Raw genomic sequence first — 5,952 nt, forward strand, 5'->3', positions numbered from 1 at the left:
ATGATCTGCTCCTCGGTAAATCTGCTGCGCTTCATCGTCGTCCTCCTTCATGAAGGACTCTAGCTCAGACTGGCGGAGTTTCAGGGGAGCACGTCAGTGTCCGTACAATACCGAATCATGTGAACAGGTTAGGTATTGTGGGCGCTATTCAAATGACCATGGAGATATGTGTCAACATCCGGCGTCGGCGCATGATCGTGACGCGTCAAGCTGCCCTGGCCAATGTCGTGGCGAACAAAGCCGAAGCACCTTGGCTGTCTGTGTCTTGGGTCTGCTGATTGCGTGTTGGACGCCACGATCAACATCGGCAGAGGGAAGAGCCGAACGCGGGATGCTGCCAGATGGGCTGAACCTGAAAGCTCGCGAAGCCGCTCGTGACGTCCGTGTTCCTGATACGACCGGGGAATCTAGCGAGCGATACGGCTAATGGCCCATAGTCGAAAGCCTGCGCTTAAAGCCCCGCCTCTACCGCCACGCGGATCATGTCTGCCGTGGTGGGCGTGCCCAGTCGGTCCATCAGGATCGCGCGGTGCATTTTGACGGTCTTTTCGGACAGGCCAAGCTCTGCCGCGATCTGCTTGTTGAGCAGCCCGTTCGAGGCGAGTTTCAGCACCTGCCATTGCCGCTGCGATAACGTCTTCACCAGTTCGGCGGCGCGAATGCGGCGCAGGCTGGTAGGGGCGGGGGCATCATCGTCGATCTCAACCTGCGAGCCGAGGAAATAGACGAGGTCATCGCCCTCATCATAGATCGGCGCGACCAGCACGGCATTGCGGAACGGCATGCCATCGCGCTTGTAGTTCAGGATTTCGACGAGCACCGGCTTATGCTCGCGCACGCCTTTGCGGATTTGTTCGGACAGCCAGGGTTCGGTGCCAGGCCCGGACAGGAAGCGGCAGTTGCGCCCGATCACTTCCTCGCGCGGATAGCCGGTGAGCGCGCAGAACGCATCGTTGCACGCGACGATCGGGTTATCGGGATGGCGCGGATCGCTGATCACCGACGCGATCGGGCTTTGCTCGATCAAAGCGAGCATTCTGGGTTCGGGCGGATGAACCTCCTGCGTCGTCGTCATGCCTCGTCAACCTGCCGACGGCTGGGCGGATCGCATGATAGCGATTTCCGGCCATGCCGTTCCTATGAACGACATGTAGGCGATTGGGTTGCCAATTGCCACCAGCGCCCGTGCCGAAACAATTTTATACAATACAGAGCGCGCCCGCATCGACGACGCGTTTCGGGATCGTCAGCCCCCGGACGTGCCGCCTTCGGGTGGACGCTTGCTCGCATTGGCAGCAATGGCAATGATGTCGATGATCCGCCGCGCGACTTGGGCGCCCGCGGCTTCGGCATCGAAAGCGGGCTGATTGTTATCGTTGCTTTCGGGCGCGCGCGGTTGAACGGGCGGGGCGGTGTGCGGCGTGTTGCCCGGCTGATTTGCCGTCCGCATCCGGGCGGCCATGGTCGCCATCACCGCCGTCGCGCCGCTGATCAGCATGCTGCGCCCCGCCGGGGAATTGGCGGTCGCGATCAGTGCCTCGCCGGTTTTGCGCAGTTCCTTGGGGATCTTGATCCCGGCGATCTCCTTGGGCAATTTGCCCTTCTTCGGTTTCGCCGTTTTCGAATCCTTCTTGTCTTTCTTCGCCATGCTGCACTCCATCCGCCATTCCCCGGCTATCCGCGCGCGGGGCCGTAAGGTCTTGGTGTATGAAATAGGTAACACACTGGAATAGTACAAGGGCCAGCTTGTCCTTGGCGACGTCGGCTCCCACTTCTGCAGCTACCGCGCCAATGGTTCGCCAAGATTCGTCATTGCGAGCACAGCGAAGCAATCCAGCGCCCCGCGCGCTGCCCTGGATTGCTTCGCTGCACTCGCAATGACGGACAAGTTTGGGTTAACCGGGTGCCAGTCCAACCTGCTTGCCCGCACCGAACAAATATGGAACAGATGCCTTCATGCTGACTCACATTTCCGTCCGCGGCGCGCGCGAGCACAACCTCAAGAACGTCTCCGTGGATATTCCGCGCGATACGCTCACCGTCATCACCGGCCTGTCCGGATCGGGCAAATCGAGCCTGGCGTTCGACACCATCTATGCCGAGGGGCAGCGGCGCTATGTGGAGTCGCTTTCCGCTTATGCGCGCCAGTTTCTGGAGATGATGCAGAAGCCCGATGTCGACCATATCGAGGGGCTCTTTCCCGCAATCAGCATCGAGCAGAAGACCACCAGCCGCAACCCGCGCTCCACCGTCGCGACGGTGACCGAGATTTACGATTATATGCGGCTGCTCTGGGCCCGCGTCGGCATTCCCTATTCACCCGCCACCGGCCTGCCGATCGCCGCGCAGACGGTGTCGCAAATGGTCGACCGGGTCATGGCGCTGCCCCAGGGGACGCGGCTCTATCTGCTCGCCCCCGTCGTGCGCGGGCGCAAGGGCGAGTATAAGAAGGAACTGCTCGAATGGCAGAAATCAGGCTTCACCCGCGTCCGCATCGACGGCGAAATCTACGAGATCGATGAAGCCCCCGCGATCGACAAGAAATACAAGCACGACATCGAGGTCGTGGTCGACCGGCTGGTGGTCGGGCCGGACCTCGGCACGCGGCTGGCGGACAGTTTCGAAACCGCGCTGAAGCTCGCCGAGGGGCTGGCGTTTGTCGATCTGGTGGATGGCGTGGTGGCCGATCTTGGCGCCAAGAGCGTGAAGGAAGCCCGTTCCACGTTTGTCTCGAGCGCAGACGAGGGACGTGCCACAGGCGCCGCCCCAGCCCAAGCTGGCGGCGCGATGAAAGGCGCCGGCATCCCGCCCAACCGCATCGTCTTCAGCGAAAAATTCGCCTGCCCGGTCAGTGGCTTCACCATCGCCGAAATCGAACCGCGCCTGTTCAGCTTCAACGCCCCGCAGGGCGCGTGCCCGGCCTGCGACGGGCTCGGCGAGAAACTGTTGTTCGACGAAGACCTCGTTGTCCCCAACCACGCGCTCAGCATCAAGAAGGGCGCGGTCGTGCCCTGGGCGAAATCGCAGCCGCCGAGCCCCTATTACATGCAGGTGCTGGGCAGCCTGGCGCGCGAATTCGGCTTCAGCCTCGATACCCCCTGGGGCGAGCTGCCGGGCGAGGTGCGGCTCATCATCCTCCACGGCACCGGCGGCAAGCCCGTCACGCTCACCTTCATCGACGGCAAGAAGAGCTACGACGTCAAGAAACCGTTCGAGGGCGTCATCGGCAATCTCAACCGCCGCCTCCTGTCCACCGAAAGCGCGTGGATGCGCGAGGAGCTGAGCAAATACCAGAGCAGCGCCCCGTGTGAGACCTGCGGCGGCGCGCGCCTGAAGCCGGAGGCGCTCGCGGTGAAGATCGGCATGCGCGATATCTCCAGCGTCACCCGCCTCTCGGTGGTCGATGGGCTGGCGTGGTTTGAGGCGATCCCCGCCGAGCTCACCGGCCAGCAAAAGGAAATCGCCGAGCGTATCCTGAAGGAAATCCTCGAACGGCTCGGCTTCCTCAACAATGTCGGGCTCGATTACCTCAACCTCGATCGCACCAGCGGCACCCTCAGCGGCGGCGAGAGCCAGCGCATCCGCCTCGCCAGCCAGATCGGCAGCGGCCTCAGCGGCGTGCTTTACGTGCTCGACGAGCCCAGCATCGGCCTGCACCAGCGCGATAACGACATGCTGCTGAAAACGCTGCGCCGCCTGCGCGATCTCGGCAACACCGTGCTCGTCGTGGAGCATGACGAGGATGCGATCCGCACCGCCGATTATGTGATCGATATGGGCCCCGGCGCGGGCGTGCACGGCGGCCAGGTGGTCGCGCAGGGCACGTTCGAACAGGTGCTGGCGAACACGAACAGCATCACCGCGGATTATCTGTCGGGCAGGCGCGAAGTGCCGGTGCCGGTTACGCGGCGGAAAGGAAATGGCAAGAAGCTCACCGTCCACGGCGCGACGGCGAACAATCTGCGCGGCGTCACCGCCAGCATCCCGCTCGGCACCTTCACCTGCGTGACGGGCGTCTCGGGCAGCGGCAAATCGAGCTTCACGATCGACACGCTCTATGCCGCCGCCGCGCGCGCGCTCAACGGCGCGCGGATGCTCGCGGGCAAGCATGAGAAGGTCACCGGCCTGCAATATCTCGACAAGGTGATCGACATCGATCAATCGCCGATCGGCCGCACCCCGCGCAGCAACCCCGCCACCTATACCGGCGCGTTCACCCAGATCCGCGACTGGTTCGCAGGGCTCCCCGAAAGCCAGGCGCGCGGTTACAAGCCCGGGCGGTTCAGCTTCAACGTCAAGGGCGGCCGGTGTGAGGCGTGCCAGGGCGACGGGCTGATCAAGATCGAAATGCACTTCCTGCCCGACGTCTATGTGACCTGCGACGTCTGCCACGGCGCGCGCTACAACCGCGAAACGCTCGAGGTGAAGTTCAAGGGGCTCTCAATCGCCGATGTGCTCGACATGACGGTGGAAGACGCGGTCGAATTCTTCAAGGCCGTCCCCCCGATCCGCGACAAGATGGCGATGCTGGCAGAGGTCGGCCTGGGCTATGTGAAGGTCGGCCAGCAGGCGACGACGCTGTCGGGCGGTGAGGCGCAACGCGTGAAACTCGCCAAGGAGCTATCCCGCCGCGCCACCGGCCAGACGCTCTACATCCTCGATGAACCCACCACCGGGCTACACTTCGAAGACGTCCGTAAACTGCTGGAGGTGCTCCATGCGCTGGTGGAGCAGGGGAACACCGTGGTGGTGATCGAACACAACCTCGATGTCATCAAGACCGCCGACTGGGTGCTCGATCTGGGGCCGGAAGGCGGCGTGAAGGGCGGGGAGATTGTGGCGGAGGGGACCCCGGAGAAGGTGGCGGGGGTGAAGGGGAGCTTTACGGGGCGGTATCTGGCGCCGTTGTTGGGGAAGTATCCACGTGATTAACGGACAATCGGGTCAAGTAGCCTTTTGCCTACGTCTTGACCCGACCGCAGATGCGGTATTTCATAGGGCAGTTCAATTATGAGGGCCTGGACTGCGTATGGCAAAGCGTCAGAAAAATCATCAAGTATCTGTGGCGTTCAACTACCTCGTGAAGTTGATTCCGAAAGAGGTTGATGGGGATCAACATCAAGAAGAAGGGTTCTCGCACGCTGAATTTCAAAGCGTGGTGGACCGGTTGTCAGACGTAGACCCCCTCGATGTAGAGCATGATGGTGTAGTAGCGGCTATAAAGAGAGGTGAAATATTGCCTCTGAACTACTACGAAGAAATCGGCCGAGGAAACCATTTTGGTGATTTTGAGGGGGCCTATTACGGACAAAAATACAGAAATAATATTCTCGGTATCATAGATCCAAATAGCCTTAATTTAAGACCTTTTCATTATTTAGTTACAAGGTTGGCGAATGGGAGGATATTGATCGGTGTTACTTATCATGGAATGTACGGCGACTATGACGGCTTTCGAAAGCTTCTAACTTCTATACTGCGCGGAGACTTCAAGGTGGGCTCCCGGACGCTGAAGAGCGTTGATACTGAGATAGGCCGGGGCCGCGCGGTGTCTTTGAAGTTAACGTACCGCAAGGCTCAGGACAGGCCAGAAAGGCCGGCGCTTTTTGGCACCGCTGGTGTTGTTGCGATCAGCAGTGCTGATCTTGGCGAAGACTTCGAACGGCAGGTCGCCGACGTTGCTGGTCGCGTTAGAGGAACGGAAGCCCAACGAAAGCAAGCAATCGCGGCAATCGTTAATCAAGGCCACCTACTGGAGCTGGATGCTGATGATATTGTCGGTTGCTCTGCGATTGTACGCGAAGAAGGTCGTCAGAGGACAGTTTATTTTATTGGAGAGAACCTATTTTCTACTAAATTCCCATTGAATGTTGATATTGATGAAGATGGTGTTGCAGATCGTCAACAAGTCGCAAGGGAGATGATTCGGGTGATGCGTGAGAAGATTATTCC

At 60.5% G+C, this 5,952-nt stretch carries 4 protein-coding genes; 2 read left to right on the forward strand and 2 right to left on the reverse strand.

Annotation, left to right across the window (positions count from 1 at the left end):
- Positions 1-451: 451 nt before the first annotated feature.
- Both B7Y49_RS14530 and B7Y49_RS14535 read right to left on the reverse strand, forming a co-directional pair.
- Entirely contained in the window at positions 452-1,075 is a 624-nt protein-coding gene (locus B7Y49_RS14530; RefSeq protein ID WP_374128323.1) for a PAS domain-containing protein, read from the reverse strand.
- Positions 1,076-1,246: 171 nt separating this feature from the next.
- Entirely contained in the window at positions 1,247-1,648 is a 402-nt protein-coding gene (locus tag B7Y49_RS14535) for a hypothetical protein (protein WP_374128324.1), read from the reverse strand.
- 308 nt (positions 1,649-1,956) lie between these two features.
- On the opposite strand from B7Y49_RS14535, the gene uvrA reads away from it, so the two are divergent.
- Positions 1,957-4,932, forward strand: a complete 2,976-nt coding sequence (gene uvrA / locus B7Y49_RS14540; protein WP_374128325.1) for an excinuclease ABC subunit UvrA — start codon at positions 1,957-1,959, stop codon at positions 4,930-4,932.
- Between the two features lie 97 nt (positions 4,933-5,029).
- Positions 5,030-5,952: hypothetical protein (locus B7Y49_RS14545; RefSeq protein WP_374128326.1), on the forward strand; the 923-nt coding region annotated here is incomplete at its 3' end.

Source organism: Sphingomonas sp. 28-62-11, from assembly GCF_002278865.1.
GTDB lineage: Bacteria > Pseudomonadota > Alphaproteobacteria > Sphingomonadales > Sphingomonadaceae > Sphingomonas.